The organism is Paenibacillus sp. D2_2 (assembly GCF_031199965.1).
Taxonomy (GTDB): Bacteria; Bacillota; Bacilli; order Paenibacillales; family Paenibacillaceae; genus Fontibacillus.
Map to the genome: position 1 here is coordinate 962,501 of NZ_CP133605.1, position 23,401 is coordinate 985,901.

The window sequence follows — 23,401 nt, forward strand, 5'->3', positions numbered from 1 at the left end:
GGCGAAGTATACGGGCTGACGCCTGCCCGGTGCTGGAAGGTTAAGGGGAGTGGTTAGGGGTAACCCGAAGCTATGAACCGAAGCCCCAGTAAACGGCGGCCGTAACTATAACGGTCCTAAGGTAGCGAAATTCCTTGTCAGGTAAATTCTGACCCGCACGAATGGCGTAACGACTTGGGCGCTGTCTCAACGAGAGATCCGGTGAAATTTTAATACCTGTGAAGATGCAGGTTACCCGCGACAAGACGGAAAGACCCCATGGAGCTTTACTGCAGCTTGATATTGGACTTTGATACGATTTGTACAGGATAGGTGGGAGCCTAGGAAGCCGGAGCGCCAGCTTCGGTGGAGGCGCCGTTGGGATACCACCCTGATCGTATTGGAGTTCTAACCTGGTACCGTAATCCGGTACGGGGACAGTGTCAGGCGGGCAGTTTGACTGGGGCGGTCGCCTCCTAAAGAGTAACGGAGGCGCCCCAAGGTTCCCTCAGAATGGTTGGAAATCATTCGAAGAGTGCAAAGGCAAAAGGGAGCTTGACTGCGAGACTGACAAGTCGAGCAGGGACGAAAGTCGGGCTTAGTGATCCGGTGGTACCGCATGGAAGGGCCATCGCTCAACGGATAAAAGCTACCCTGGGGATAACAGGCTTATCTCCCCCAAGAGTCCACATCGACGGGGAGGTTTGGCACCTCGATGTCGGCTCATCGCATCCTGGGGCTGAAGTAGGTCCCAAGGGTTGGGCTGTTCGCCCATTAAAGCGGTACGCGAGCTGGGTTCAGAACGTCGTGAGACAGTTCGGTCCCTATCTGTCGTGGGCGTAGGAAATTTGAGAGGAGCTGTCCTTAGTACGAGAGGACCGGGATGGACGCACCGCTGGTGTACCAGTTGTTCCGCCAGGAGCATAGCTGGGTAGCTAAGTGCGGAAGGGATAAGCGCTGAAAGCATCTAAGCGTGAAGCCCCCCTCAAGATGAGATTTCCCAATTAGTAAGACCCCTTGAAGACGACGAGGTTGATAGGCCTGAGGTGGAAGTGCAGCAATGTATGGAGCTGACAGGTACTAATCGGTCGAGGGCTTATCCAAATATTAAAATGCAAATGTAGTTTCGTATCCAGTTTTCAGGTGATCAAACATCTGAACGATTTTGAAGCAAGCTGTGTAAGCAGTAAGCACAAAATCCCGTTTGGTGGCGATGGCGGAGGGGTTCCACGCGTACCCATCCCGAACACGACCGTTAAGCCCTCTAGCGCCGATGGTACTTGGACCGAAGGGTCCTGGGAGAGTAGGAAGCCGCCAAGCGGAAACCCCTTAGGGGGATTTTTTTTCGCTCAGTAAGATAAGATGGTACATAGCTATCTCTGACATCATTGAGGGCCCTTAGCTCAGTTGGTTAGAGCGCACCCCTGATAAGGGTGAGGTCGGTGGTTCGAGTCCACTAGGGCCCACCATCTAAGTTAATATAATTTGATTTGTTTCATGTTTTATGGGTGAAATATGGGGCCATAGCTCAGCTGGGAGAGCGCCTGCCTTGCAAGCAGGAGGTCAGCGGTTCGATCCCGCTTGGCTCCACCAATATTCCCTGATAGCTCAGTTGGTAGAGCACTCGACTGTTAATCGAGTTGTCACAGGTTCGAGTCCTGTTCGGGGAGTCAAGTCCCAGAAAGGTGAAGATGTGCTTTGAAGCATATTCCGATTACTTTCTGGGGGCCCCAAACCATTTGGAGAGGTGTCCGAGTTGGCCGAAGGAGCACGATTGGAAATCGTGTAGGCGTCACAAGCGTCTCGAGGGTTCGAATCCCTCTCTCTCCGCCATAATTTTCTTAACAAGTTACATCTTATTGCATGGCCCGTTGGTCAAGGGGTTAAGACACCTCCCTTTCACGGAGGTAACAGGGGTTCGAATCCCTACGGGTCACCACTTTCATTTAATGCTTCAAGTTGGGGATGAGAAGCCCTTAAGAGGGGATCGTCGGAGCATAAGCGTCGTTAGCAATAACATCGCAGTCTCGAACGAAGTGAGAGTATCCCTACGGGTCACCACTTTCATTATATGATCCATAAATATGGAGGCTTAGCTCAGCTGGGAGAGCATCTGCCTTACAAGCAGAGGGTCAGCGGTTCGATCCCGTTAGCCTCCACCATATTTACTTATAATTGACGCGGGGTGGAGCAGTCCGGTAGCTCGTCGGGCTCATAACCCGAAGGTCGTAGGTTCAAATCCTGCCCCGCAATTAGCTTCAATCTTAACAACTCAACTAACAATATTATGGCGGTCGTGGCGAAGGGGTTAACGCACCGGATTGTGGCTCCGGCACTCGTGGGTTCAAGTCCCATCGATCGCCCCATTTATTCTTAAAAATGAGTTATTGGGGATTAGCCAAGCGGTAAGGCAACGGACTTTGACTCCGTCACTCATAGGTTCGAATCCTATATCCCCAGCCATTTATATGAGCCATTAGCTCAGTTGGTAGAGCACCTGACTTTTAATCAGGGTGTCGAAGGTTCGAGTCCTTCATGGCTCACCAGTATACTCATCCGAGTATATAGTGTGATTGTGCGCGTGTGGCGGAATTGGCAGACGCACTAGACTTAGGATCTAGCGTCTTTGACGTGGGGGTTCAAGTCCCTCCACGCGCACCATAATAAGTAATAGACAAGTTCTCAAGTTAATTCTTGAGAGCTTTTTTTTATGGGATATGATGACTTTCATAGTGCCGTCTATTCCGTTCACATTACGCAAAAATTCTTGGATCATTACAGGTATAAACGATATCACTATCTAGTCGTAAAATATATAAAAATAGTAAAAAAATTCAAATAAAAAGAGCATTTTTTAGGATTTTTTCCATCAATTACTTGTTATTATCCCTATTATAAATGTTATAATCAATTGGATTCGCTTACATAAATTTTTATTAACATACATTTAATAAAAATCTGGTATGATGGTTATTGTTTGAGAATACGGAATATCCGAGCTTGCAAACAAAACTAATTTCTCTATGGGGGTTAAAGAAAAGTGAAGAAAAAATTGATGCTTCTTGCTGTGTTTACTTTGGCTGTTGGATTGCTCGCAGGATGCGGTTCGAGCAACAACTCATCGAAAAGCGACTCCGCTAATTCCGGAAATGCGGGATCTGGGTCTAAAGAAATTAAAGAGCTAAAGATCAGCTTTGTTCCGTCCAAAGATCCAGGAGAAATTATTACTGCGACAGATCCGCTTAAAGACCTTCTGAAGAAACAATTGGCTACTGAAGGCTATGATGTGGGTAAAGTAAGTATTGATGTCGGAACGAACTATGAAGCTGTAGGGGAAGCATTGACGGCTGGTTCAACAGATATCGGATTTATTCCAGGCGGTACTTATGTGTTGTATGATGACGGCGCAGACGTTATTTTGACGGCTACTCGCGCTGGTTTGTCCAACGATTCGGACAACCCTAAAGATTGGAATGACAACAAACCGACAGCACCGACAGCAGACCAAACCAATCATTATCGCGCACTGTTCATTGCTGGTCCTTCCGCGAAAGGACAAGAACTGGCAGCTAAAGTGAACAATGGCGAACAATTGACTTGGGATGATTTGAACAGCGCAAACTGGTCAATCATGTCCACTTCTTCACCAGCTGGTTACATCTATCCAACTTTGTGGCTACAAGATCATTATCAAAAGAGCCTAACGGATCTGTCTCACGTTGTAACCTCAGATTCTTACGGTAGCGCGTTTGCGCGTCTGGCTAATGGTCAAACGGATGTACTCGTTAGCTATGCCGATGCTAGAAGAGATTTTGAGAAGCAATGGTCTTCGGATTTCAGCCGTGACAAATCGATTTGGGATGAAACGAACGTAATTGGCGTAACGCAAGGGATTTATAACGATACAATTAGCGTCAGCAAGAACGATCCGATTATGACCGACGACTTCAAAGCCGCTCTTCAAAAAGCATTCAAAGATATCGCGCAAACAGAAGAAGGTAAGAAGGTTATTGCGATCTACACCCATGAAGGCTACCAAGATGCAAAATCTGCCGACTACGATGGTGAGAGAAAAGCTCAAGATCTGGTTAGAAGCTTGAAGAAGTAAATGCAAGTCCGATAGCTAATTTGTACTTTTCAAGAAAAGATGAGTGCACCGATACGATGCTCTCATCTTTTCCTACTCTAAAGAATTGGGGTATTTCCATGATTGAGTTTAAAAATGTGGAAAAGAAATATGCCAATGGCACGACAGCTTTGCAGAACATTAATTTGAAAATTGAGCAAGGCGAATTTGTCGCGGTCATCGGTCTTTCCGGTGCAGGTAAATCAACTTTGATTCGATGCATCAACCGTATGCATGATATTACAGAGGGTCAATTGAAGGTAGACGACGTCGATGTAGCGAAATTGAAAGGAAAGCAAATTCGTAAGTTTCGCAGAAGAATAGGGATGATATTTCAATCCTTCAACTTAGTGACCCGAACAACCGTTATTAAGAATGTTATGGTGTCCTTTGTACCAGACCTGCCGTGGTGGCGCAAGCTGACAGGTATATTTACCAAGGAGCAGAAGATCAAAGCATTGGAAGCACTCGATAAAGTAGGAATCTTGGACAAAGCTTTCATTCGTGTAGATCAACTGTCGGGCGGACAGCAGCAACGGGTTGCTTTGGCACGTACGCTGGCTCAGAATCCCGACATCATTTTGGCGGACGAGCCGATTGCTTCCTTGGACCCTGTGACATCCAAGCTTGTCATGGACGATTTTAAGAGAATCAATAAAGATATGAACATTTCCGTCATTATGAACATCCACCATGTGGAGATTGCCCTAGAATATTGCGATCGGATTATCGGAATCCGCAAGGGAGCAGTTGTTTTTGACGGTGAATCCAGCAAGGTTACACAGGAAATTTTAGATGATATTTACGGCGGCAAAATGGAAGAAGTAAAAGCCTCATTGGAGGAGAAGTCGGCGAATGTATGATAAAATTTTCCACCCTAAAGAAGTGGTGCTACCAAACGGCAAAACCGTGCTGGAGAAAAGATCTCGAACTCCGCTCGTATTGTTGCTTCTCATTGTTGCGCTGATTCTATCCGTGAATTTTACGGATTTTAGTCTAAAGGTTTTGGTGCAAAGAATTGATAAATTTTTTGATATTATCGTTCAAATGGTACCGCCGAAGTGGTCCAGTTTTCCTGCCATATGGAAATCCTTGTTATCTACATTGCAGATGTCGTTGGTTGGTTCGATGATCGGGGCGCTGCTGTCTATACCTTTTGCTGTTTTAGCGTCTGCTAATATTGTTCGAAGCAAAACTGTTGGGGTTGTCTTTAAGGTTATTCTTAGTTTGTTTAGAACGCTGCCTACGCTTGTGGTAGCTTTGATTGCCACTTTTGTATTTGGATTAGGACCTACAGCGGGGGTCGTTGCCATCTTGTTATTTACCCTTTCATACGTAGGAAAATTGTTGTACGAGCAAATTGAAAATGCAGATATGGGTCCCTTTGAAGCGATGGAATCGATCGGAATGACCAGAATCCAGGCTTTTCGCTACGCAATCTTTCCTCAGGTGCTCCCAGGTTTTCTGTCCACCTCACTGTTTTGTTTCGAAGGGAACGTTCGTTATGCGGCCATTCTCGGTTTCGTCGGAGCAGGGGGTATAGGACTTTTAATCAATGAAAATATCGGCTGGCGCGATTATTCTGGCCTAGGTATGATTATTCTGGCGCTTGTCGTTACCGTATACTTGATCGAAACGGTTAGCGAGCACTTTAGAAAAAAGCTAATTTAAGGAGAAGTTTGTGCTATGACGACAGTAGAGAAGCAGCTTCTGGCTTCACCGCGCAATCATCGTTATATTCTGACCGTTACGTTCATCGTCATCATTCTTTTTATTTGGTCGATGACCGTTGTTAGCTTCAAGGATATGAACGCAGGCGGTATGAAGATTGCGCTTAATATTTTTAAAGGGATCATTCATCCGGATGTTGATCTTTTGTTTAATGCATCCAAGCAAAGCGTACCCTATTTGCTGTTGCAAACCTTAGCGATAGCTTTTCTGGGACGATTGTTGGTGCAGTTTTGTCCGTTCCACTTGCCTTCTTGGCAGCATCCAATATCGTTCCCAAGCCGGTGTCTTGGCTGACAAGATTCCTGCTTATCATCATTCGGACCATTCCGGCGCTCGTGTACGGCCTGATGTTTATTCGTGTAACGGGTCCTGGCCCGTTTGCGGGTGTGGTGACGATTGCCATAACCTCAATTGGGATGTTAGCTAAGCTGTACGTGGACGCGATTGAGGAGCTGGATACGCGGGTGCTGGAGTCGATGACTTCCATCGGCTGCACTACTTTTGAGAAAATCCGCTACGGTATTCTTCCGCAATTGTTATCGATTTTTCTATCGGTCACGATTTATCGGTTTGATATGAATATGCGCGAAGCTTCGATTCTTGGCTTGGTCGCAGCCGGAGGGATCGGCGCGCCGCTGCTCAATGCCATGAACAGTTACAAATGGAACCAGGTCGGCTCCATCTTGATCGGCCTCGTGGTGCTCATATTGTTAATCGAATTGATCTCCAATAAGCTCCGTGCAAGATTGATTAAGGGAGTTTAAGATAGACAGGTCGTATCTGTATCATAAAAAAGAACCTTCAACGCCACTTTTTAGTGGATTTGAAGGTTCTTTTGCTTATTTAACGGGATAGACGACTTTCCAGTTATGGTCGCAGGTGGCGTGAATGACACGCTGCTTCATAATATAGTCGGCCAGAATTTCCGTCATATCCGTCGGAATCTCTCGTACGATCGGCTTGTCCTTGATCATGTCGAAGTTTCCTCCACCGCCCGAGCGATAGCTGTTCATGACGACGTCGAAGGAAGCTTCGGGATCTAATGGTACGCCATTTTGCTCAAGCTTAGTTACACGCCTACCCTCCGGCATCGAAATATCCAGCTCATACTCAATACCTTCCCACATATCGTAATTAAAGTGCTGTGGCTTCGGCTCCAGATAAGATGTAGAGACCTGTAGTGTCCCTGTCTGCTCATTTAGAGTGAAGTAGCGGGCATTCTGTTCAAGAGCCTCTCTGATATCTTGTCCGGACAGACGGACGACTTTAAGCGTATTAGGATAAATATAGTTAGAGACGACATCGCGCATCGTAATTTGATCGGTAAAACCTCTGGCCTCATTGGTGAAAATGGCTGCACACGATATTTCGGCTTCGGTCACTTCCATTTGCACTCGGTTAACGAACTCCGTGAACGAGTGATCAGCCTGCCGCGCCGCGAATGGGTCAGGTATCGACATATCTCCCTCGGCTGAACCAATCGGTTGATCCAACCATGCTTGTGTCTTCTGTTCATCCTCTGCGAACATGGTGAGCAGTTCCTCATCCGCACTTATCGAGTTATCCAGGTGAAGCAACTGGGCTGTTTTGTGTCGAATCGTCCAGGAGCCATCTTGCGTTGGTTCGAATTCCAGCTGGACTTTGGCGATGGATTGACCAGCGAATCCTGGCTGAGCAAATGCGACACCGTTTAGTTCGCCTGCAAGAAGTCGATGCTGATGGCCTGTTAGAAGGACGTCTACGCCTTCCAGACGCGTACACATCTCGTAACCTTGGTTCTCCCCGGTAAGTGGTTCAGTTGGCTCTCCAGTGGCCGGATCGCGCTCAAAACCGCCATGATAGCAGAGGACAAGGGCATCGGGACTCTCGGATGTACGAATCTGGTTAACCCAGTACTGTGCAGTCTCTAGTGCATCTTTAAAGGCTAGCCCCGCAATATTATTGGGTTCTTCCCAGTTTGGAATATAGTGTGTGGTTACGCCAAGGACGGCAATGCGAATTCCCTCAGGCATGTCGAAGATCTTGTAAGGCTGTCCGAAAGCGGGTTGACCGTCCGTCTCGTTAACGATATTGGCCGATAACCATGGACAATTGGAAGCATCGACTGCGCGGCCTAACAAATCCAGCCCGTAATTGAATTCGTGATTGCCGAACACAGCCGCATCGTATTGAAGTGCATTAAGCGCTCTTGCGGCAGGATGGATACCGCCTCCATCGTATTTGGCGTAATGGTACATAAACGGCGTACCCTGTAAAATATCCCCGTTGTCGAGCAGCAGCAGCGCCGGATTATCGGTTCTCTCCTGATGAATGATGCTAGATAGCTTAGCGAGTCCAAGCGGCTTGTCTCCAGGGCCACGGTAATCAGTTGGATAGATGTGGCCATGTATATCGCTCGTTTCTAATAACGTAATTGTAACGGATGCTGGCGAGTTCAATTCTATGTTTCCCCCTACGTAAATGAAATTACATCTTAATATCTTTATAATAGTATAACAAATTGAAATAAAGGATGGTCGATAATTTTTCAAAAAAGCTTGCAATGCTATGGAATACCTGGTATTATATTTCTTGCCGCTAAAAAGCGGAATTGCTTACTTTATTGATATGCGGACGTGGCTCAGCGGTAGAGCATCGCCTTGCCAAGGCGAGGGTCGCGGGTTCGATTCCCGTCGTCCGCTCCATCTAAATATGCGCCCTTAGCTCAGCTGGATAGAGCGTTTGACTACGAATCAAAAGGTCAGGAGTTCGAATCTCTTAGGGCGCGCCATTTAATCAAATAGCAGCAAATTTTTCTCGGGATGTAGCTCAGCTTGGTAGAGCACCTGGTTTGGGACCAGGGGGTCGCATGTTCAAATCGTGTCATCCCGACCATCATTTGCGGGTGTAGTTCAATGGTAGAACTCCAGCCTTCCAAGCTGGTAGCGTGGGTTCGATTCCCATCACCCGCTTCGCTATAAGACAAACAAAAAAACCTTGCGCCGCAAGGTTTTTTTGTTTGTTTAATTTTGACACACGTTTGTTCATGCGTTGATCTGTTGCAGCAGCCCAATCAGGGCTGCTGCACGTGATACGTGACCAGAGTATCAAATCGTCGGCAGCGTGAACTCATCTCCTGTATCCACAACCCACTGCCGCAAGCGGTCGTTAAGACGTTTACGCTCGCGGCTGTACAACGAATTGTAAGCTAAGTTAACTTGCTCGTAGGGGTCTTCGTTCAGGTTGAACATTAGCCATGGCGTATTCTCCAGACACACGTATTTCCAACCATCCGTCGTGACGATGCCACGCCATGCCCGATCTATACTGTGACCATGGCCGGTAGGTACGACCAGTTGCAAATAAGCGGAATCCGGTAATTCGGAAGGTGAGCCGCCCAGACGTAAAGAAGAGAGATCCGTACCCTGCATCCAGTCCGGTTTGGAGATTCCGCATAAGCCGAGCGTGGTAGGGGCAACATCGACGTGGTTAAACGGCACATCCGATACTCCTGTCTGGCGACCGTAGAACGGTTGCTCCCCGCTGATCACCATCGGTACACGGATCGCTTCCTCCCAGGGTGACGTTTTACGGAATTGACCGTGGGAGCCGTGCATATCACCATGATCGCTGAAGAACATGATATGGGTATCCTGTGCGAGTCCACTTTCCTGCAGCGCCATCATGATCTGTCCAATGTTCCAATCCCAGTTCTCAATCATCGAATAATACCCAGCCAGATCCTTACGGGCCTGTTGCTCGATGTGGGGAATCGCCGGAACGTTAGGCCTAAGCTTAACGTTGGCGGCGTTGTGCCGCTGACGGAACGATTCCGGAGCGATGTAAGGATCATGTGGCGGCTGCACCGACAATACGGCGAAGAACGGCTGAACTTGTTTGTACTCTGTCTGTTCCTTTCCCCGCTCCCGCAAATAATCGACAAACAGCTTGGTCATCTCGTCCGTCTCGTAGCCGGGCAGGCGGTAATGGAATGCATCCTCGCCTTCGCCGCCGTGAACCCAACAGTCCCACTGGCTGTTATTGTTCTCATAGCCGACCCAGTGGCTGAAGCCGCCGCGCCGCTCCGGGGAATAATATGAAAGGCCGCTCTACCATTATCCTCTTTGAACCCATCGAGATGCCATTTGCCGAAATACGCCGTCTTGTATCCCGCTTCATTCATAACATGCGCGATTGTCGGCTGTTCCGGTGGAAGCCTGTATTCATGGCCGGGTACCGCTAGATGTGGATACAGCCCGGTTAAGAGTGATCCACGGCATGGGCAGCATAAGGGGATCCCAGCGACCGCTTGAGTGAAATGCACCCCGGAAGCTGCCAGATTATCGATATTCGGCGTGTTGACGTTTGGATCTTCGCTGCAGCCTAATGCTTGCGCACGGTGTTGATCGCCGAAAATCCAAATGACGTTAGATCGTTTGATTTCTGTGTTATATTGATTACTCATCTGAAATGTCTCCTTTAGTTGATCCCAAAAAATAATATAGCCCTAACTCCAACACTAACACGTCGCTGAGCATCAGTATGTACCATAGACAGGGAATATGTTTCAAAAATGCAGATGGCCCTTCGCTTCGGATGGAGGGATATTACTTTATTTCGTAGAAAAAATCGTTAATAGGACATTAACAAGGGGGTACGCAGATGCGGCAGATGGAAATGAGCAACCGCAGTTCTCTGGACCAACTACACATCAACATTCGCTGGATGAAGGAATGGAAACGTCACAGCCTAGAACATTTGGGCGAAGGGACCTTTCCCTACAATACGTTCTGGCTGGTACTGTCAGGGAGTGCTAGAATGCAATTCAACAGGGATGTGTATGAAGTGAAAAAATACGATATGGTTGCGCTTCCGGCGCAATCTTTCCATAAATGGATCTCACTTGGAGACGAGGAACCGTTTCATTATCTATCGCTGGCTTGTGAAGCCAAAGTCGGGGCTTTCGACCTTTTGCGATTATACCGTTTCCCTTACCATACGACGCTGGTCGACCATCGTGCTTACGAGGAACTGATCGATTTGTGGTTCGAACTCTCGGAAAATTTTCATCGTCTGCTCCGCGAATTTAACGAGAATGATATCAAAACCTCGGAGCGTAAAAGAACTACGAAAGATGAATATCCGGTTTTTGTATTCGATACGAAACAAACGATTCAATATCTTAAGATTCGTTCCTTAGGTAACTTGTGGATCCACCGGCTGTTTGAATCGCTGCAGGGCGAGCTATTGGAGAAGCCAGTGACTTATGATACCCGGGTCTACGACGTTTGCGATTACATTAAAGAAAATCTGCACGAGCGCCTGTCATTGGAGGAACTAGCTCGACTAGTTTCGCTTAGCAAGGAGCATCTTCGTTTTTTGTTTCAGAAGGAGTTAGGCTTATCCCCTATGAAATATGTAGCTAGGATTCGTCTGCAGGAAGCACAGGAGTTGCTATTGTTAACTTCGGATTCGATAAAGGAAATCGCCGGGAGGCTCGGGTTTGATGATCAGCATCATTTTACGCGGGCATTTCACCGGGCAGAGGGGATGTCACCCTCGGAATATCGTAAGAAGTATAAGGGAGAGTATCGAGTATTCGATTGAATTGTAAATCTATTCTTATCCATAGATGTAAAGCCGCCCTTTATAGGGTGGCTTTTTGTATTTTGGAGTGTTCTACATTTTAAAATATTCAAAAAAAAGACGGATAAACCTTTAGTTTGTTAAGTTGTTATGCAAACGCTTTATTCCTATAATTTACAATTAGGGAGGTGCTAATTAGAATTTTAAGGAAGAAAAAACAAGAAAAGTTATGTGCAGCATGTTACACAAATGACAGAAGGATGTAGGGTAGTATGTAGGGCCTAGCTACAACTAAATATTTGAGGAGGTTCTCTATGTTCAAGTTTAATAAGAAGGTTTTAACAGCATTTCTTACAGTAGCGATGAGCTTTAGTATGTTCGCAGTTACCTCTAGTGCAGCAACAGATTATTGGCAAAATTGGACCGATGGTGGCGGTACCGTAAACGCGGTCAATGGTTCTGGTGGCAATTACAGTGTAAACTGGACAAACTGCGGTAATTTCGTTGTAGGTAAAGGCTGGGTACTGGAACAGCATCCAGAACGATCAACTACAATGCTGGAGTCTGGGCACCAAATGGTAATGGCTATTTGACGCTCTATGGGTGGACAAGAAACTCACTCATCGAATATTACGTAGTTGATAGCTGGGGAACGTACCGCCCTACTGGAACATATAAAGGCACCGTGTCGAGTGATGGTGGCACTTATGACGTATATCAAACTACACGCACCAATGCACCTTCCATTGATGGCACACAAACTTTCCAACAGTACTGGAGTGTAAGGCAGTCGAAGAGAGCAACCGGAAGCAATGTCGCTATCACTTTTAGTAACCACGTTAATGCATGGAAGAATTATGGAATGAACCTGGGAAGCAGCTGGTCTTATCAAGTATTAGCAACAGAGGGATATCAAAGTAGCGGAAGCTCTAACGTAACGGTGTGGTAATAGATTGATTGTGCAAGAAAGACGATTGATGGTGCTAGTATTGAGCAAGTCTCTGGATTATTGAATATCGCTAAAGGCCTGCCAGTTCCAAAACCGGCGGCCTTACATACTTATTATCTTCTGTAAATGTCCACGGATTATAACTTTTCCACCTGTTAAAGGAGATATATCGATGAGAAAATTATTCACTTTCCTTTTAGTAGCAATAGTATTAGTAGTCAGCGCTTGTACACAAGAGAAGGCTGCAAAGAAAGACACTACCAATAGCTTGGTATTTGTGGAGGGCGGGGCTTTTACGAACAAGAAATCCAACTACTATGGAAAAAGTGTAACAATAGCAAATTTTTATATCAGCAAATATGAGGTTACTCAAAAAGAGTGGACCGAGGTCATGGGGTTTAATCCTTCGGGATTTCAGGGAGACGACTTGCCAGGTAGAGACGATAACTTGGTATGACGCTGTTGAGTACTGTAATCAAAGGAGTATTAAAGAAGGACTAGCTCCGTATTACAATATTAATCAGAACAAACAAGATCCGAACAATCTGAGTGAATACGATAATATAAAATGGGTAGTAACGATCAATGATGGAGCCAATGGCTACCGATTGCCTACAGAAGCGGAGTGGGAATATGCGGCTAGTGGAGGTCGAATGAGCAAGAATTACACCTACAGCGGAGGCGATAAAGCAGATGATGTCGCATGGTATTGGCGCAACGCTGGTGATAAATACTTATCAGGGGATTGGAACTGGCCTTTATTAGAGAACAACAAAAATCGAACCCGATCCGTTGGTTCAAAGAAAGCCAATGAATTGGGGCTTTACGATATGTCGGGTAATGTAAGGGAATGGTGCTGGAACTGGTACGGGGAAGACCTTGACAGTAACAGCGGTTCTTTTCGTGTTGTAAAGGGTGGCGGCTGGATTGGCGATGTTAGCAACGGTGAGATCGCTTTTCGCGGTAAGTTCGAGGGAAGTGGCCTTGGCCCTGACCAAGGTTTTCGTGTGGTTCGCAGCGAGTAGACTGAATAAGTCAGTGTAGAGAAGTTATGCATGGGCGGATATGGACAAGCATTGATGTTATAATATGGGGAGAAAATGATGAAGAGGGAGCTACTATGGACACAAGCAAGGTAACCTATGAATCGATCGACCATTATATTTCCATATTCCCGCCGGACATTCAAGAGATTCTCGAGAGGATCCGTAAGGTTATCCGCGAAGCAGCACCTGATGCAGTGGAGAAGATTAGCTATCAGATGCCGACATTTGCACAACAGGGCAATGTAGTCCATTTTGCAGCTTTCAAGAAACATATTGGCTTCTATCCTGCACCTAGCGGGATTGATGAATTTGAGCAAGAGCTAGCCCCGTATAAAGCAGGCAAGGGAACGATCCAGTTTCCACTCGGCCAGCCAATCCCCTATGACTTGATCACCAAAATCGTGAAGTTCAGAGTGGCCGAGAATATGGCCAAAGCAGAACGTAAGGCGAAGCAGAAGAAAAATAATGTCTCCGCAGCCGAAGCTGCCATTTAATCCTGCGATAAGCAGGTAAGAATGGCGGTTTTTTTTGCGTTGTAAGAGAGGTGTTCGCTTGTCTTTTTAGCCTGACCTATAAATAATGCACCTAAAATATATATTGTCTGTGTTTCAGCATTTCTCTCCTCTCTATAATTAAAAGCGTAGTAGGTTCATCGGCCGAGCCTTACACCATGAAGAAGAAAGGGAGCTATCATGTCAAAGAAAGCAGGCACGCTTGGAAAAACGAAACTTATAGATATCGGAAAGTCGCTGAGGCAGCAAAAGTATCTTCAATTGATGGTCATCCCCGGCCTAATCTGGTTGTTTATTTTTTGCTATATTCCGATGGCCGGACTTTTTGCGGCTTTTTTTGAGTACAATCCATTCCTAGGTATTTTGAAGAGCCCATTTGTTGGATTTGCGCATTTTAAAGAGTTGTTTCAGGATGAGCTATTTTGGAAGTCGGTAAGAAATATGTTCGGATTAAGTTTAACAAAGACGGGTTTTGCCATTGTCATGCCAATCTTGTTCGCTTTAATGCTGAATGAAATAAAAAATGTAACCTTGAAAAAAATTGTCCAGACAGCGAGTTATCTTCCGCATTTTATCTCGTGGGTGGTCGTAGCAGGTCTGTTCATTATGTGGTTAAGTACTGATGGCATTGTCAACCATGTATTGATGTCGTTTGGCATTATCTATGAACCTCAATCTCATTTGAATTCTCCTGGAGGCTTTTGGCTTTGGATGGCAATTATAGATACCTGGAAAGAGACCGGATGGTGGGCGATTATTTATCTCGCTGCTATTGCGGCGATTCCCGTCGAACAATATGAATCTGCTGTGGTGGATGGAGCAAGCCGGATCCGAAGGATCATTAGCATTACGATTCCTTCGATTAAACCAACTATTATGATTGTAGTTATTTTAAGTATTGGCAGCATGATTTACGGGGGCTTTCCGGATCCAATCTGCAGCAATCTCTACTCTTTGGGAATACGCTCAATTATGATAATTCGATGATTTTGGAGACTTATATCGTCAATATGGGGCTGTCTCAAGGGCGCTTCTCATATGCGATTGCCGCGGGGTTAATCTTATCCTTGTTATCGTTTGGGTTATTCAGCGGTGCAAATGCTATTAGTCGTAAATTAACAAATACGAGCTTATATTAGCGTCCCCTCGTAGAGAAATGTTAGGAGTGAGTGTAAGAAATGAAGAGAACTACAGAGGATCGGGTCATCAGCATCGTTTTGTTTGTTCTTATGGGGATTATCACTTTGGTTACACTGTACCCCCTATTTTATTCATTCATCGTGTCATTAAATGATGCCAACGATATCGCTGAAAATGGCTTTATCTATCTATTGCCGCGAGAGTTTACATTAGAAAATTTTAAAATTGTTTTTACGGAGAAACAGTTGGCCCATTCCTTCCTTATTACGGGAGCAAGGACGATTCTGGGACTATAGCCAGTGTATTGTTTACCGCATTAGTATCTTATCCCTTATCTAAGAAATATTTGACCTTTAGAGGTTTCTATGTCCGAATAGGCGTCGTCACCATGTATTTTTTCGGCGGTATCATTCCTACGTATCTGCTGCTAAATGCACTTGGATTAATTGATACGTTTATGGTGTATATCATTCCTTCGCTGTATTCCTTCTTTAATGCTATTTTGTTCATCAACTTTTTTGGCTCTATTCCCGATGCGTTAGAGGAATCAGCGAAGATCGATGGTGCGAATGATTGGCGTATATTCCGGGTCATTTTCCTTCCACTGTCTGCGCCTATTCTGGCGACAGTATCGCTATTCTATGGCGTGCAGCAATGGAATTCATGGTTCGACGCTGCCTACTATACTAACTCGGAAGAACTGGCCACGCTCCAACTGGTTCTCTATCAAATCATCAGCCAGGCCAACGGTGCTGCGATTGCAGCTAATTATCTCGGAGCCGGGAAGCAAAATATAAATATCATTGATTCCATGAAATATGCAACGATGGTCATATCCATTATCCCGGTGGCGGTCGCGTATCCATTCCTGCAAAAGTTTTTTGTTCAAGGCATGCTGGTAGGCTCAGTGAAAGGATAATAACTTAATATCTAAGGCGCTCGCCTTGATATAACATTAAGAAAATAGGGGGAAAGAAGATGAGTATAGGAAAAAAGATGTTGTCCATTATCATGGCCGTCACGATGGCTGCCGTATTTAGCGGATGCCAGGGAAAGATGCTACAGAGCGTTCAAGCGAGCCTACAAGGGAGACAGAATCGACTGCAAATTCGTCTAATTCGTCTCAGGAACCTCTAGTGATCAAGCACTTTTATAATTATGATTGGTTTAATGTCGATTGGACAAGCACGCCCTCCGGCCAGGAAATTCAAAAGCAGGCCAATGTCAAAATTGAATTAAGTAAAGCAACCTCAGGTGACAATACGAAGCTTAATCTGATGGTTGCTTCCGGAAACATCCCCGATTTGATTACAACAAATAAGGATGATCCCAACATTGATTTGCTGATTAAGAATGGGATGGTCTTGCCGATTTCTGAGTTTATTGATCAATATGCGCCTGAGATTAGGGAGCAAAGTGAACCCGAGGTCTTTAAATATTACAATTATATCGATGGAAAACAATACTTCTTCCCATCGTTTCTCGTTACCCCCTATGATCTGCAGCAAGCCGATTATAATGCGGTTAGTGGCGGCGACGGCGTAAGTGCGATCAGAAGCGATGTATACGAAGCAATAGGAAGACCGGATATGTCAACGCCAGATGGGTTCTTTAATGCAATGAAAGCAGCAAAAGAAAAGTTTCCTAAGCTCACGGGTTGGTATTTCGGACCTTTCAACAAGGATCTGACCTTCTTTAAAGCGGGTGAGTTTCAAGGTTATATGTTTCCTGCAACTCAATTCGGTATCCACGTCTATGATGTAGATGCAGATGGGCAGCTGCAGTCAGGTGTACGTAACCCCAAATTCGTTGACTTCATCAAGTTTATGAACAAGATGTATACAAATGGATTGTTGTCCGCTGAGTCCTTTGTGGATGCACAGGATATTAAAGAAGCCAAGAAGCAAAAGGGGGATATCATTGTATTATCCGGGATCGTGAATGATTTCAATGAAACGGTTAAAACCCAAGATAATGCCGAGGCTGGCTGGGTACCCTTGCCATATTTTGCAGACGGCAAATATTTCAAGGACGGTTCCGGTTGGACGGCTACGCTAGTCTCTAAAAAAACAGCAGACCCTGCAAGGCTGGCTAAATTTATCTCATTCATGACGTCTCAAACAGGCAGAGAACTGGATGCTTACGGGGTAAAGGGTGTGCATTGGGAGATGAAGGAGATCGATGGGGAGCAGGTGCCAAGACGGACATCCGAGTTCCAGACCTTGTACGAAACGGATGGGGCAAGTATCAGAAGGAGACCGGGGTATCCACTTATTTTGCTTTCTCCGATGACTATATCCATGGCAGAATGGCTGCGCTTACCGATTCCGAAAAGTCAGATTACCGAAAAAATTTAGAGGGAATTGTCAAGCCGCATAAAGAAGCAGACATTGCTTTGGGTCTTATTCACCCGCTATCGACATCCGCTGAAGGGATTATTCAGCTTAAACTGAGTGAGCTTTCCAAGACTTATTATCCTAAGATGGTTATGGCTAACAATGAGGCAGCCGCTGTAGCTACCTATCATGAGTTTTTGAAGAAAGCAGAAGAGATCGGTTTGGCCCAACTGGAGGCCGCCTGGACGACGAAATATGCGGACTTCAAATAAGGCAGCATTCCGAAAATTAAAATGAATCAGAGAAATGGATGAGTCGATGAGGGCTCATCCATCTTTGGTCAGCGGTTTAAATAAAAGTAGAAAACCATTGTTTTTTGTCGAATATTGTATTGATATAATGAAAACAGTTCCGGCAATAAGGTCGTAAGGATGAAATAGGTGAAAGAAAGAGGGCTAAGGATGTTAAGAATACTTCGCGGTATCGGAAGAACGAGCTATACGTGGAAGATTATGATTTCATTTATGCTAGTTCTTCTTATACCTGTAACTTTGTCGGCGGTGTATATCTATATCCGGTCTGTCCAATATGTAGAGGAGCGGTCGATGTCTGCGCTTAGTGATGCTCTGGCTAAAGAGGGAGAGAATGTGGAGCAAATTTTTAGCGACTATCGCAAGCTTGGAAACCAAATCGCGCAATATCCTGTCCTGATTTCCTATTTTGATGATTTATATATGTCGGATGCTAGTAAGATTGACTTTACCTATCACTATCTGAATTCTATTATGGATTGGGTCCATAGCCTGGAGACGACGGAATACCATTTTCGATTCTTTACGGCCAATGACAACACGTTTCAGAATGAATGGATTTACTATGCGAGATCTGTCCGAGATGAGGGATGGTTCAAACGAGCGAGCGAGGCGACTTATAGCAATCCCTATTGGGAGAATGCTCATAAAGCTCGTATTTTGGAATACGATAAAATTCAAAATCCAGCGATTCGCGGTCAGGAAATCTCCTTGTTCTTACCTATGCTGTCCAATACAACCGACGGGAATAACACGCTGCTGGAAATTTATATTACGCCGGATACTATTTTCGGTGGGCTTGCCAAGATTGAAGCGTTCAAACAAGGGGCCGTATTTGTATATGACAGCGCAGGTCAACTCGTCTATGAGTACAATAAGCTCCCGGAAGTTGATCTCTCACAGTTAACCATCCGTCTGAATCAAGCAGAATCTCATTCTTCTCAGCAAGTGATGAAGGCGGAGGCCGGTCATTTCTAACGGAAGTTCAGATACTAGATAACCCGAGTTATCGTATTGTTGGAATATTACCGCAGAATCTAGTGATCCAAGAAACTATGAAAGCAAGGAATACTTTCATTGCCTGTATCGCAGCAGCACTTGTCTTGATGATACTCATCTCTTATGTTATTTCCAGAAAACTGATGAAGAAAATTAAGAAGCTAGTAAAGGTGATGAAGACCGTTCAAGAGGGGAATCTGGACACCCAAGTGGTCATTGAAGGCAACGATGAAATCGCCGAGCTGGGCAAGGATTTTAATATTATGCTTACGCGAATCAATGAACTGATCGCAACGGTATACAAGACAGAGATCCTGCAGAAGGATGCATTATTGAAAGCGCTTGAGAACCAAGTGAATCCCCATTTTCTATATAATACGCTGGAGACCATCAAGATGATGGCGGAAATTAATAGGGAAAGGGAGATTTCCGATGCGCTAACCTCACTGGGCGCGATGGTTCGTTATAATTTGACCAAAGACAAAAGGCTGGTTCTTATCACTGAAGAAGTTGAACAAATTAGGAGCTATTGCAATTTGCAGAATTTGATGATGAATGGTCGCCTAGAGCTGATATGTACGATAGAAGAGTGGATTTATTCCTTAAGGATGCTGAAGCTGATTTTGCAACCGATCGTAGAAAATGCAATTTTGCACGGTTTTCGCAACTTTGATGGCCAATGTATCATTAGGATTTCGGCTGAGGCAGATCAAGATCATATTCGTTTTACTATTTGCGATAATGGAAACGGCATGGAGCGAGGGAAGCTGGCAGCCCTGAAAGAACGACTTACGAGCAACACCGAAGACCCAATGCACCAGAGTGAGAATGGAATCGGTTTGTCCAATGTTAATGACCGCCTTAAGCTGGAATATGGTAGTGGTTATGGAATTGAGGTTGACAGTGTGGCAGGTGCTGGAACGCGAGTTGATATATGGTTGCCGTTGATCGATTAAACAAGGAGGGGTGAGCGTGTACTCATTATTGATCGTAGATGATGAAGATATCATCCGAAGAGGTTTGAGAGTAATGATCAATGATCTCGGGTTCTCGTTTAGTGAAGTGGTGGAGGCCGAAAACGGAGTCCAAGCGATGAAGAAATATGATCAACACAAGCCGGATATCCTGATCGTCGATATTCAAATGCCGCATATGGATGGTATCGAGTTTCTTAAAAGGATCAGAGAAGTTGATGCCAATAGTCGGGTTATTATTTTTAGCGGCTACAGTGAATTTGAATATGCGAGAGAAGCCATCCGATTCAAGGTTACCGAATATTTGCTCAAGCCGATTAAGAGACAAGAACTAGAGGCTGCCATGAATAGAGCTATAGATGATCTGGATCAGGAGAAGGGAACGGAAGAGCTTCTTCCTGGGGAGCTCTCTAAGACAGATGGGGACGAGCTCAAAGACATGATGTTGAATCCGGGGACGAATGATGAGGCCTTTCAGAGATTCTTATCCGAACGAAGAATCGAGATGCCTGGCTCTCATTTTATCTTAGTATATACACAGTTAACCAGCCTCCTACCTTCTCCAGATACGAGACAAACAGTGATCCCCTCTGCAACGATACTTGGCAACAGGCTAGCGTCTGAATTCCCGCAGATGCTGTCTGTTCCCCATGTGAAAAATAGTGTGATCTACGTGATTAATATAGAAAAAGGAGACAAATTGAGGGGAATTCGCACCTCCCTAACCGGAATCATGGAAAGTCTCAGGGAACAAGGCTTCCGTTTCAATTTGGGGGTCAGTAGTATAGGCGAAAATAGAGTGCATCTGTACACGTTATATCGGCAGGCCAAAGCCGCGTTCATGGAAAGATTACTTTACGGAGAAGAGGATATTTATTTTGCAGATGATTTACCGATAAATACTCACGCGCTGAACTTTAGCGAATCGGACCTAACTCAAATAATATCCATGCTGAGAATGATGGAGATCAGGAAATTGGAAGCCTTCATGAATCAGAGATTCAACGAAAATAGCGTAAAAGGAATCATGTCGGTGAAGGAATACCAAGATAAGCTGATCGGTTTGCTTATACAGGTGGGGTCTGCTCAGAACACATCCGATAAAGCCGGCTGATTATTGGTGAATCACATGGTTCAATTCGTGGAGGAATTGGAGCAATGCGCCTCCTTATTAGAAGCCAACAAACACTTTGTTGATGCACTCGTATCGATCAGTAACGATCATCATCCAGAAGGGATCCAAATAGGGGACCATAAATCCATCGTGTTTGTCAAACAGTTCATTAAGAACAACTTCCATAAGGTCATCAATCTGGATATGCTGGCCAATCAGGTCTCCATGAATCCTTCCTACTTCAGCGTATTGTTCAAGAAAGAGGAGGGCATATCCTTAACCGATTATATCGTGAATGTTAGAATCAACAAAGCAATGGAGTATTTAAGAGATCCCCAGTTCAAAGTATACGAAGTCGCAACCAAAACTGGATTTAATGACGAGAAGTATTTTAGTAAGGTATTTAAGAAAAAAGTGGGGGTAACACCGACGGAATATAAAGAGAAAAGCATATTCAATATGTAATCTGCCTTTGCGGCCGAGATAGATCGTATTTTCAATAAATTTGGCACGCTTTCTAGAAATTTTCCATTCATTTATGATGGACCGGATTGTTACGATTCAGTTGTAGTCTGCTACAATCCAAATCTAGAGGAGGAGTAAATATGATTCGGTCTAAGAAAAGTTGGAGCGGTATTATCATTGTTGCAATGTTGCTGTTTTCAGTCGGGTTCACAACAGGCTATGTCAGGCCTGCTGAAGCGGCAGAAGCGTCAGGAGCAGCGTCAGTCTATCCTTTTCCGGAAAGTCTTGCTACTAACAGTGATTTTCAAGTATGGGTGGAAGGCACTGCATCACCTGTATGGACGGCACCCGGCATGGCTGCTGTTCCAAAGGCAGTGACTAGCTTCGCATTTACGGGTATAGTGACCGTCAAAGTGCAGTATAAGTCAGATTTTACATCAGCGAATATATTGCCTTCCCCATACGGAATAACTTATACGAAGCCAGCGGCCAATCAGCTTCAATTCACGCTGAGTGATCATACAAAGAGCAAAGTGATTATCCGAATCGACGATGATCCGAATAAGGAGTTATTCTTATTCGGTGACCCGCCTGTGGCGACGCCTCCTGCCTGGTGCGACCGTCTATCAAGCAGGGGCACATTATCCTGTCAATCATGAGCTGACGATGCAGGACAACCAGACGATCTTCCTTATGCCGGGAGCTGTTCTGCATGCCAGAATAGATACCTCTGACAATTCCAACTTGAAAATTCTTGGCCCTGGCATTGTGGTAGCCTATGATACAGGGGTGAATCCCAGTGAGTCCCCTTTTGAGAACAACATGGTATTCTATAAATCCAACAATGTCGAACTGCGTGATTTCATCCTTGTGCGCAATTTCAACGATAATCTCATCCATCAACTGGTCGTGCGCAATACGGATAATGTCATTATAGATAACGTGAAAGTGATCAGTGATGCCAGATGCTCCGACGGCTTATCGCTTGGGGAAATGACGGTGTCGATGTGAAGAATTTCTTCAGTGTATCTGGTGACAATAATCTGGTTATTGGCTGGTGGGGCAAAACGGATCATGTGAACATCGATAATTATATTGCCTATTTCCCAGAACATGCAGGCATTGCTCAAACCTCTGCCATTTTCGCGCAGGGCATTGAAGGAACTCAGCCAGGCGAAGATACCAGCTCAATGGGGACTGTTCGTATCAAGAACTTCTACGCCATCAAGCAAACCAATGTACTAGGAAGCATATGGGGTAAGATCCTGGACAATATCGATAATTTTACGATCGAAAATCTCTATACAGAGCCGGGTTCAACAAGGGACAATTTGCTGTATTTTGACTTGAATGTATCTTCTAATAAAAATTTTAATCTGAAGAATATATACTTTGATAAGACGGCTGGAGGCTACTTAAGTGATAAATATTATGTGAGATTCGACAACGTAAACTATAATGGCAATCTTGTCTCGGATGCTGCTGCTGCAAATGTGATGGGGGCTGGTAAAGTTCAGGTGTTGAACGGGAAATCCGCTAAACATTATGAATTTGAAAATGGGCAACTGAATGGGGCAGTCGCTGCAGATAAAAATTACGCATCTTTCGGAAAAGCTGTGGCTGTGATGAGCAGTGCAGGAAGCTTCATTGAAGTGACCGTAGATGTTCCTGTAGCAGGAAATTACACATTGGATATTGCCTATGCGAATGGATCGGGAACAGATGGCGGGCAGAGTGTTTACGTGAATGGTATCTATCAATTTCAAGCTCTATTCCCTAAGACGAACGCGGGATGGGACCAGTCCGCCGCATCATGGAAGAAAGTTAATGTTGGAACGGTAAACCTGAAAGCGGGAACCAATAAAATCAAGCTCCAAAGGGATTCTATTGATATCTATCCAGCCGACCTCGACTATCTTGAAGTGAATCCTTGAACCTATTCAAGGAGAGATTGAGAGTGGGAACACCTCAATTCAACAGTTTCGACATCAGACAAATATAGGGAAGAACCCTGCAATTTGAATCAGAAGGGCAGTTTATGCTCGATCAAGAATTAGAAAGGAAAAATCCTTAATAGAGCTCTTGGGCAGCCGCCGCCATGTAACTCTGCGATAAGCAGGTTTTATGGCGGTTTTTTTTGTGTGGTAAGAGAGG

Annotated in this window: 21 protein-coding genes, 15 tRNA genes, 2 rRNA genes and 4 pseudogenes (1 of these 42 only partly in view); 39 read left to right on the plus strand and 3 right to left on the minus strand. The window is 45.1% G+C overall.

The genetic code is table 11. The features are described 5' to 3' along the window. The 17 genes and pseudogenes from RE628_RS04605 to phnE (RE628_RS04685) all read left to right on the plus strand — a co-directional run. A 23S ribosomal RNA gene (locus RE628_RS04605) occupies nucleotides 1–1,083 on the plus strand; it begins 1,846 nt to the left of the window's first position. A 99-nt stretch (nucleotides 1,084–1,182) separates the two neighbouring features. Beyond that, nucleotides 1,183–1,299 (plus strand): 5S ribosomal RNA (gene rrf, locus RE628_RS04610). A gap of 72 nt (nucleotides 1,300–1,371) precedes the next feature. Next, nucleotides 1,372–1,448 (plus strand) — tRNA-Ile (locus RE628_RS04615). Nucleotides 1,449–1,496: 48 nt separating this feature from the next. Further along, a tRNA-Ala gene (locus RE628_RS04620) sits at nucleotides 1,497–1,572 on the plus strand. A gap of 4 nt (nucleotides 1,573–1,576) precedes the next feature. Beyond that, nucleotides 1,577–1,649: transfer RNA gene (locus RE628_RS04625), tRNA-Asn, on the plus strand. 71 nt (nucleotides 1,650–1,720) lie between these two features. Beyond that, nucleotides 1,721–1,812, plus strand: a tRNA-Ser gene (locus RE628_RS04630). A gap of 32 nt (nucleotides 1,813–1,844) precedes the next feature. Next, nucleotides 1,845–1,918, plus strand: a tRNA-Glu gene (locus tag RE628_RS04635). A 147-nt stretch (nucleotides 1,919–2,065) separates the two neighbouring features. Next, nucleotides 2,066–2,141 (plus strand) — tRNA-Val (locus RE628_RS04640). Between the two features lie 17 nt (nucleotides 2,142–2,158). Next, nucleotides 2,159–2,231 (plus strand) — tRNA-Met (locus RE628_RS04645). 38 nt (nucleotides 2,232–2,269) lie between these two features. Next, nucleotides 2,270–2,345: transfer RNA gene (locus tag RE628_RS04650), tRNA-His, on the plus strand. Between the two features lie 22 nt (nucleotides 2,346–2,367). Beyond that, nucleotides 2,368–2,442 (plus strand) — tRNA-Gln (locus RE628_RS04655). Between the two features lie 7 nt (nucleotides 2,443–2,449). Continuing rightward, nucleotides 2,450–2,525 (plus strand) — tRNA-Lys (locus RE628_RS04660). A 31-nt stretch (nucleotides 2,526–2,556) separates the two neighbouring features. Next, nucleotides 2,557–2,640, plus strand: a tRNA-Leu gene (locus RE628_RS04665). Between the two features lie 379 nt (nucleotides 2,641–3,019). Continuing rightward, on the plus strand, nucleotides 3,020–4,087 hold the full coding sequence (locus tag RE628_RS04670) for a phosphate/phosphite/phosphonate ABC transporter substrate-binding protein (RefSeq protein ID WP_375143042.1): 1,068 nt from the start codon (nucleotides 3,020–3,022) through the stop codon (nucleotides 4,085–4,087). Between the two features lie 98 nt (nucleotides 4,088–4,185). Continuing rightward, nucleotides 4,186–4,968, plus strand: a complete 783-nt coding sequence (gene phnC / locus RE628_RS04675) for a phosphonate ABC transporter ATP-binding protein (protein ID WP_309157635.1) — start codon at nucleotides 4,186–4,188, stop codon at nucleotides 4,966–4,968. Beyond that, nucleotides 4,961–5,776, plus strand: a complete 816-nt coding sequence (gene phnE, locus RE628_RS04680) for a phosphonate ABC transporter, permease protein PhnE (RefSeq protein ID WP_309157636.1) — start codon at nucleotides 4,961–4,963, stop codon at nucleotides 5,774–5,776. The genes phnC and phnE (RE628_RS04680) overlap by 8 nt, the downstream gene beginning before the upstream one ends. 15 nt (nucleotides 5,777–5,791) lie before the next feature. Beyond that, nucleotides 5,792–6,600 (plus strand): annotated as a pseudogene (gene phnE, locus RE628_RS04685) (phosphonate ABC transporter, permease protein PhnE). Nucleotides 6,601–6,675: 75 nt separating this feature from the next. On the opposite strand, the gene RE628_RS04690 reads toward phnE (RE628_RS04685), so the two are convergent. Next, nucleotides 6,676–8,274 carry a bifunctional metallophosphatase/5'-nucleotidase gene (locus RE628_RS04690; RefSeq protein WP_309157637.1) on the minus strand — a complete coding sequence of 533 codons (1,599 nt, stop codon included), beginning with the start codon at nucleotides 8,272–8,274 and terminating at the stop codon, nucleotides 6,676–6,678. A gap of 171 nt (nucleotides 8,275–8,445) precedes the next feature. On the opposite strand from RE628_RS04690, the gene RE628_RS04695 reads away from it, so the two are divergent. The 4 genes from RE628_RS04695 to RE628_RS04710 all read left to right on the plus strand — a co-directional run bounded on the left by RE628_RS04695 (nucleotide 8,446) and on the right by RE628_RS04710 (nucleotide 8,787). Then, nucleotides 8,446–8,520: transfer RNA gene (locus RE628_RS04695), tRNA-Gly, on the plus strand. Nucleotides 8,521–8,529: 9 nt separating this feature from the next. Next, nucleotides 8,530–8,606: transfer RNA gene (locus RE628_RS04700), tRNA-Arg, on the plus strand. A 27-nt stretch (nucleotides 8,607–8,633) separates the two neighbouring features. Beyond that, nucleotides 8,634–8,710 (plus strand) — tRNA-Pro (locus RE628_RS04705). Nucleotides 8,711–8,716: 6 nt separating this feature from the next. After that, a tRNA-Gly gene (locus RE628_RS04710) sits at nucleotides 8,717–8,787 on the plus strand. Between the two features lie 135 nt (nucleotides 8,788–8,922). Here RE628_RS04710 and RE628_RS04715 read toward each other — a convergent pair. Further along, a pseudogene (locus RE628_RS04715) lies at nucleotides 8,923–9,834 on the minus strand (sulfatase-like hydrolase/transferase); the annotation flags it as partial. Then, the gene (locus RE628_RS04720) at nucleotides 9,768–10,280 is read right to left on the minus strand and encodes a sulfatase-like hydrolase/transferase (RefSeq protein ID WP_309157638.1); all 513 of its coding nucleotides are present in this window, start codon (nucleotides 10,278–10,280) and stop codon (nucleotides 9,768–9,770) included. The pseudogene RE628_RS04715 and the gene RE628_RS04720, both read right to left, overlap by 67 nt. A gap of 197 nt (nucleotides 10,281–10,477) precedes the next feature. On the opposite strand from RE628_RS04720, the gene RE628_RS04725 reads away from it, so the two are divergent. The 18 genes and pseudogenes from RE628_RS04725 to RE628_RS04810 all read left to right on the plus strand — a co-directional run bounded on the left by RE628_RS04725 (nucleotide 10,478) and on the right by RE628_RS04810 (nucleotide 23,181). Beyond that, complete coding sequence (locus RE628_RS04725; RefSeq protein WP_309157639.1) at nucleotides 10,478–11,422, plus strand: helix-turn-helix domain-containing protein; 945 nt, start codon at nucleotides 10,478–10,480, stop codon at nucleotides 11,420–11,422. 293 nt (nucleotides 11,423–11,715) lie between these two features. Beyond that, nucleotides 11,716–12,350, plus strand: a pseudogene (locus RE628_RS04730) (glycoside hydrolase family 11 protein). A 172-nt stretch (nucleotides 12,351–12,522) separates the two neighbouring features. Next, nucleotides 12,523–13,375, plus strand: a pseudogene (locus RE628_RS04735) (formylglycine-generating enzyme family protein). Between the two features lie 95 nt (nucleotides 13,376–13,470). Then, nucleotides 13,471–13,890, plus strand: coding sequence for an iron chaperone (locus RE628_RS04740; protein WP_309157640.1), 420 nt, complete (start codon nucleotides 13,471–13,473; stop codon nucleotides 13,888–13,890). A gap of 198 nt (nucleotides 13,891–14,088) precedes the next feature. Next, the gene (locus tag RE628_RS04745) at nucleotides 14,089–14,895 is read left to right on the plus strand and encodes an ABC transporter permease subunit (protein WP_309157641.1); all 807 of its coding nucleotides are present in this window, start codon (nucleotides 14,089–14,091) and stop codon (nucleotides 14,893–14,895) included. Beyond that, the gene (locus tag RE628_RS04750; protein WP_309157642.1) at nucleotides 14,892–15,047 is read left to right on the plus strand and encodes a hypothetical protein; all 156 of its coding nucleotides are present in this window, start codon (nucleotides 14,892–14,894) and stop codon (nucleotides 15,045–15,047) included. Before RE628_RS04745 ends, RE628_RS04750 begins: the two co-directional genes overlap by 4 nt. 39 nt (nucleotides 15,048–15,086) lie before the next feature. Then, nucleotides 15,087–15,344, plus strand: coding sequence for an ABC transporter permease family protein (locus RE628_RS04755; protein ID WP_309157643.1), 258 nt, complete (start codon nucleotides 15,087–15,089; stop codon nucleotides 15,342–15,344). An 8-nt stretch (nucleotides 15,345–15,352) separates the two neighbouring features. Next, nucleotides 15,353–15,967: a carbohydrate ABC transporter permease gene (locus RE628_RS04760; RefSeq protein ID WP_309157644.1), complete on the plus strand. Its 615-nt coding sequence runs from the start codon at nucleotides 15,353–15,355 to the stop codon at nucleotides 15,965–15,967. A gap of 59 nt (nucleotides 15,968–16,026) precedes the next feature. After that, nucleotides 16,027–16,185 carry a hypothetical protein gene (locus RE628_RS04765; protein ID WP_309157645.1) on the plus strand — a complete coding sequence of 53 codons (159 nt, stop codon included), beginning with the start codon at nucleotides 16,027–16,029 and terminating at the stop codon, nucleotides 16,183–16,185. Then, nucleotides 16,185–17,405 carry an extracellular solute-binding protein gene (locus tag RE628_RS04770; protein WP_309157646.1) on the plus strand — a complete coding sequence of 407 codons (1,221 nt, stop codon included), beginning with the start codon at nucleotides 16,185–16,187 and terminating at the stop codon, nucleotides 17,403–17,405. Before RE628_RS04765 ends, RE628_RS04770 begins: the two co-directional genes overlap by 1 nt. Nucleotides 17,406–17,443: 38 nt before the next feature. Beyond that, nucleotides 17,444–17,656, plus strand: a complete 213-nt coding sequence (locus tag RE628_RS04775) for a hypothetical protein (protein ID WP_309157647.1) — start codon at nucleotides 17,444–17,446, stop codon at nucleotides 17,654–17,656. 189 nt (nucleotides 17,657–17,845) lie between these two features. Further along, nucleotides 17,846–18,673 carry a hypothetical protein gene (locus tag RE628_RS04780; protein WP_309157648.1) on the plus strand — a complete coding sequence of 276 codons (828 nt, stop codon included), beginning with the start codon at nucleotides 17,846–17,848 and terminating at the stop codon, nucleotides 18,671–18,673. A 77-nt stretch (nucleotides 18,674–18,750) separates the two neighbouring features. Next, complete coding sequence (locus RE628_RS04785; protein ID WP_309157650.1) at nucleotides 18,751–19,650, plus strand: sensor histidine kinase; 900 nt, start codon at nucleotides 18,751–18,753, stop codon at nucleotides 19,648–19,650. Nucleotides 19,651–19,666: 16 nt separating this feature from the next. Continuing rightward, nucleotides 19,667–20,782 (plus strand): response regulator, encoded by a 1,116-nt coding sequence (locus RE628_RS04790; RefSeq protein ID WP_309157651.1) that lies wholly within the window; start codon nucleotides 19,667–19,669, stop codon nucleotides 20,780–20,782. A gap of 15 nt (nucleotides 20,783–20,797) precedes the next feature. Next, on the plus strand, nucleotides 20,798–21,247 hold the full coding sequence (locus RE628_RS04795; RefSeq protein WP_309157652.1) for a helix-turn-helix transcriptional regulator: 450 nt from the start codon (nucleotides 20,798–20,800) through the stop codon (nucleotides 21,245–21,247). A gap of 140 nt (nucleotides 21,248–21,387) precedes the next feature. Continuing rightward, on the plus strand, nucleotides 21,388–21,906 hold the full coding sequence (locus tag RE628_RS04800; RefSeq protein WP_309157653.1) for a hypothetical protein: 519 nt from the start codon (nucleotides 21,388–21,390) through the stop codon (nucleotides 21,904–21,906). Nucleotides 21,907–21,913: 7 nt separating this feature from the next. After that, on the plus strand, nucleotides 21,914–22,258 hold the full coding sequence (locus RE628_RS04805; RefSeq protein ID WP_309157654.1) for a hypothetical protein: 345 nt from the start codon (nucleotides 21,914–21,916) through the stop codon (nucleotides 22,256–22,258). Next, nucleotides 22,213–23,181, plus strand: a complete 969-nt coding sequence (locus tag RE628_RS04810; protein WP_309157655.1) for a carbohydrate-binding protein — start codon at nucleotides 22,213–22,215, stop codon at nucleotides 23,179–23,181. The genes RE628_RS04805 and RE628_RS04810 overlap by 46 nt, the downstream gene beginning before the upstream one ends. Nucleotides 23,182–23,401: the final 220 nt, after the last annotated feature.

Excerpts from the sequence above, each read along its gene's own strand:
- RE628_RS04800 (WP_309157653.1), top strand. The coding sequence starts at position 21,388 with ATGATTCGGTCTAAGAAAAGTTGGAGCGGTATTATCATTGTTGCAATG.
- RE628_RS04805 (WP_309157654.1), top strand. The coding sequence starts at position 21,914 with ATGCAGGACAACCAGACGATCTTCCTTATGCCGGGAGCTGTTCTGCAT.
- RE628_RS04725 (WP_309157639.1), top strand. The coding sequence starts at position 10,478 with ATGCGGCAGATGGAAATGAGCAACCGCAGTTCTCTGGACCAACTACAC.
- phnC (WP_309157635.1), top strand. The coding sequence starts at position 4,186 with ATGATTGAGTTTAAAAATGTGGAAAAGAAATATGCCAATGGCACGACA.
- RE628_RS04745 (WP_309157641.1), top strand. The coding sequence starts at position 14,089 with ATGTCAAAGAAAGCAGGCACGCTTGGAAAAACGAAACTTATAGATATC.
- RE628_RS04755 (WP_309157643.1), top strand. The coding sequence starts at position 15,087 with ATGAAGAGAACTACAGAGGATCGGGTCATCAGCATCGTTTTGTTTGTT.
- RE628_RS04785 (WP_309157650.1), top strand. The coding sequence starts at position 18,751 with ATGAAAGCAAGGAATACTTTCATTGCCTGTATCGCAGCAGCACTTGTC.
- RE628_RS04765 (WP_309157645.1), top strand. The coding sequence starts at position 16,027 with ATGAGTATAGGAAAAAAGATGTTGTCCATTATCATGGCCGTCACGATG.
- RE628_RS04750 (WP_309157642.1), top strand. The coding sequence starts at position 14,892 with ATGATTTTGGAGACTTATATCGTCAATATGGGGCTGTCTCAAGGGCGC.
- RE628_RS04720 (WP_309157638.1), bottom strand. The coding sequence starts at position 10,280 with ATGAGTAATCAATATAACACAGAAATCAAACGATCTAACGTCATTTGG.
- RE628_RS04740 (WP_309157640.1), top strand. The coding sequence starts at position 13,471 with ATGGACACAAGCAAGGTAACCTATGAATCGATCGACCATTATATTTCC.
- RE628_RS04795 (WP_309157652.1), top strand. The coding sequence starts at position 20,798 with ATGGTTCAATTCGTGGAGGAATTGGAGCAATGCGCCTCCTTATTAGAA.
- phnE (WP_309157636.1), top strand. The coding sequence starts at position 4,961 with ATGTATGATAAAATTTTCCACCCTAAAGAAGTGGTGCTACCAAACGGC.
- RE628_RS04810 (WP_309157655.1), top strand. The coding sequence starts at position 22,213 with ATGCTCCGACGGCTTATCGCTTGGGGAAATGACGGTGTCGATGTGAAG.
- RE628_RS04780 (WP_309157648.1), top strand. The coding sequence starts at position 17,846 with ATGTTAAGAATACTTCGCGGTATCGGAAGAACGAGCTATACGTGGAAG.